The sequence below is a fragment of the Streptomyces sp. H27-H1 genome (assembly GCF_026627445.1).
Classification (GTDB): Bacteria; Actinomycetota; Actinomycetes; order Streptomycetales; family Streptomycetaceae; genus Streptomyces.
Genome location: NZ_JAPNLJ010000119.1, coordinates 1 through 3,371 on the forward strand (window position 1 = coordinate 1; position 3,371 = coordinate 3,371).

Genomic DNA, 3,371 nt, shown 5'->3' on the forward strand with positions numbered 1-3,371 from the left:
TCCTCGGCATGCCCACCGACGACCCCTCCCTGAACGTCACCCGCAGCCGCCTCGGACGCCTCACCCGCCAAGGCTTCCTCACTCAGCCCGGACGGGGCCTCTACCGGAAAGGGACTTAACGACCTCTCAGTTCCTCCGAAGGCTAGGAGTGGCCTGCTGGCGTGGGCGTGGTAGGCCACGGTGGTCTGGGGGCGCCCGAGGAGTCGGGCGATCATGGTGATCGTGACGGTGTTGCGGGAGCTGAGGAGAGCGGCCAGCACCCGATGACGATGGTCCAGGACGCCGAAGCCCGGGTTGCGGCCCCGCCGGTCGCGGCCCTCGGCCTGGCGGTTTGCTTCGGCCAGGAGGTCTCGGCAGGGCTCGAGCCGGTGGACGAGTTGGTCGAAGCGCTCGCGGCTCATGCCGGTCAGAGCGGCATGGGTGAGCAGATGGGTGGCCTCGGGCGGGATGTCTGGTGCCGGCGGACGGGTCGGTGCGCTCGGTGCCCCGGGGTCGTGCGGGGAGATGACGTAGTTCCACTCGCCGTGGAACTCGTCGCGTGCGACACGCTGGGCGACGGCCCGGCGTTCGGCTTTGGTGAGCTTGCGCCCCGTGGGGTAGTCGTTCTCGTCGAGGACGGCTTGAACGGTCAGCCCGGTCTTGGTGCGGGTGGCCGAGATCGTCTGGAGCAGGACTTCGTAGCTGGTCAGCGGCTGTCCGCGCAGGCTGTGGGTGATGCGGGAGAACAGCCGGCGCTCCACTTTGTTCCACTTCGAAGTACCGGGTCAATGCCGTTGCTTGACTCACTGAACTATCGCTGCGTGCAGCGTGATGACCTTGGGTGCGACCCGCCGTGTCGGGCGCCGGTCCCGGGTGTTGATCCGGTACGAGAGCTTCGAGGAGTACTTCGAGTCCGGCCGCTTGAGGTGCCGGTCCGCCTCGCGCAGGCGTCGTACGCCGTTGTCGAGCTTCCGGCGCACCTTCGCCGCCAGCGCGGCCAGGAACTTCTCGATCTTTCGGGGTGTGTCCGCGCACTGGCGGACCACGCTGCGCCGCGTGTGCTTGAGGACCTTGACGAACGAGACCCGGCCCGGATCGATACCGTTGTCGTCAGCAAGGCACATGACCACCCGCGTGAGGCAGTGGTGCACGGCCAGATGCGCCCAGACTTCCTGCCGCACCAGGTCTGGGCCTCCCGAGCGCAGAACCTCGGCCGGCCCGCGCTGGAAGGTCTTGATCTGCCGGAATGCCGACTCCGCCTCCCATCTGGAGTGGTAGAGCCGGGCAAGCTCCGCTGCCGGATAGGCCGCCGGGTCCAGAAGATCAGTCAGCAGCCTGACCACCTCGCCGCCGTCGACGCGGTACTCGATCACCCGGACCAGCACCCCGCCAGGGTGCGAGGCCCGTTGGCCGGCCAGGCTCATCCTCCCCAGATAGGTCCCGTCGGCCAGATGCTCGACCGGCCGGTGCGCCACCGGCGAGCGAGCCCGGATCAGCAGATGGGCCCCGGCTCCGAGATATGCCTTCCACAACTCGACGCCGGGGAAGCCCCGGTCCATGATGACGAGCATTGCGCTCGCCGAGGTCGCCAGAGCGATCGCCAACTCCCGCTCACCGCCGTTGAATCCACCTACAGCCGCGTCGATTTGGGCATGCGTGCCGCACTCGGTCAACGTCACCACCCGAACCTGGGGAAACCCCGCCGCCTGACTGTTCTTGACCGGCCCACCGAGCGCGGCCCGGTTCGCCGGTGTGTCCGGTGCGTCCAGCACGAACCCGTCCACCGCGGCCAGCCGCATCCCGCGGTAGAAGGAGCCCTCCAGGCCAGCCGGGGCCAGCGGGCCGGCCAGCTCACGGAACACGGTCTCCAGGACCAGCGGCCCCAGACGCCTGCGGGCCCGCGTGAACGAGGACTTGCTCGGAACGCTCCCGCTCAACTCCTCGATGCCGCCGACTAGTTGCTCCGCAACATCGTCATAAGAATCCTGCTGGAACAACGCCAGGGCGAGCGTGAAGTAGACCATGAACCCGGCCGGGAGCGCGCCGGGCTTCTTGTCTCGGACCCCGCACTTTTCCAGCACCTCATCGACCAGTTCCGGGGTCACCCACCGAGTCACCACACCCAGACGCACATGATCGGACAACCCCACCCAAGGATGCATGCCGAGCCCAACGACCGCACCACTCCAACGTCACTGCGAACTGCTTGATGAGGTCAAGCAACGGCATTGAGTACCGGGTGGGAAGTGCGCGACACGGATACTCAGCCCCGACTCGTCGCAGAAGGCTGCCAGGTCCATTTTGAACAGCACAGAGTCGGCTGCGTTTGCCCCGCCGGCATCTGCGGTGATCAGGAGGCTGCCAGCATTGGGGTAGTCCCGGCGGCCCTGTTCCATCCACCATCGCCGCAGTGAGGCCGCTGCGAATGCGGCGGTGTTGCGGTCGGTGCCCACGTTGACCCAGCCGGAGTCGTTGGCGAGGTCGTAGATGCCGTACGGGATCGCGATCGGCGTGTCCGCGTAGGTGAAGTCGTGGTCTGGGGCGGTGACGGGTTCGCCCTGGGGTCGCCAGCTGCGGCCGGCCCGGGCGAAGTCGCCGATCGGCTCCTTCTTTTTGGCATCGATGCTCAGCACCGGCAGGCCCTGGGCCAGGAAGCGTTCGACGGTGGCGTTGATGTGTCGGAACTGCGCGTCTCGGTCAGGGACGTGGGCGCCAGCTCTGGTCTTGGCCATGCCCTGCAGGCTGAAGCCCATTTGGTGGAGCAGCCTGCCGACCAGCGGGGCACTTGCCGGGTGCCCGGCTGCTGCCAGCTCATCGGCCAGGTCCCGCAGCGAGGCGGTGGTCCAGCGCAACGGGGAGACCGGATCGCCGATCTCCTGCGGCTCGATCAACGCCTCCAGGGCCGTGACCAGGCCGGGATCACGCACAGCAGCGGGCTTGCGGCCGCCCCCGACTCGGCGCACCCGCCCGAGGGGTTCCGTGCCGTCGGCCAGTTCGGAACGGCCTCGTGCGACGGTCGACTCCGACACCTCAGCCAGCCGGGCGACCGCCTTGATGCCGCCGTGCCCCAACGCCTCGGCCTCGGTCGCCAGATATAAACGGCGCTGTCGCTCGTCAAGATGCGGCAGCAGTGCCGCGAACTTCACATCCAGTAGGGCCAGGGCCTGGTCCGATATCGCCATGCCAGTCCGTATACCACCAGTGACGGAGCGGAATGGCCAGAACCGCCAGTTGTTCCGTTACGGCTCCTCACCAGCGCGTCTCCGGGCGTTGACCCTCGATCGTGGACACCGGCTGTTATGCGGCGGTGGCCAGCGTAGTTGATCGCAGCTCGTAGGTGATCGGGCTGATCTGGCCGAGGCGGGAGTGCCGCCTTCGGGTGTTGTAGCGGG

General features: G+C 67.8%; 1 protein-coding gene and 2 pseudogenes. All 3 read right to left on the minus strand.

The genetic code is table 11. The features are described 5' to 3' along the window. Positions 1-137: 137 nt before the first annotated feature. Positions 138-764: pseudogene (locus OTB20_RS43090) on the minus strand (ISAzo13-like element transposase-related protein); the annotation flags it as partial. A gap of 18 nt (positions 765-782) precedes the next feature. Continuing rightward, positions 783-2,141: an IS4 family transposase gene (locus OTB20_RS41895; protein WP_267825144.1), complete on the minus strand. Its 1,359-nt coding sequence runs from the start codon at positions 2,139-2,141 to the stop codon at positions 783-785. Between the two features lie 69 nt (positions 2,142-2,210). Beyond that, positions 2,211-3,161 (minus strand): annotated as a pseudogene (locus OTB20_RS41900) (ISAzo13 family transposase); the annotation flags it as partial. Positions 3,162-3,371: the final 210 nt, after the last annotated feature.

What these genes read in the sequence shown, in the direction of transcription:
- OTB20_RS41895 (WP_267825144.1), bottom strand. Translation starts at nt 2,141, where the DNA reads ATGCATCCTTGGGTGGGGTTGTCCGATCATGTGCGTCTGGGTGTGGTG.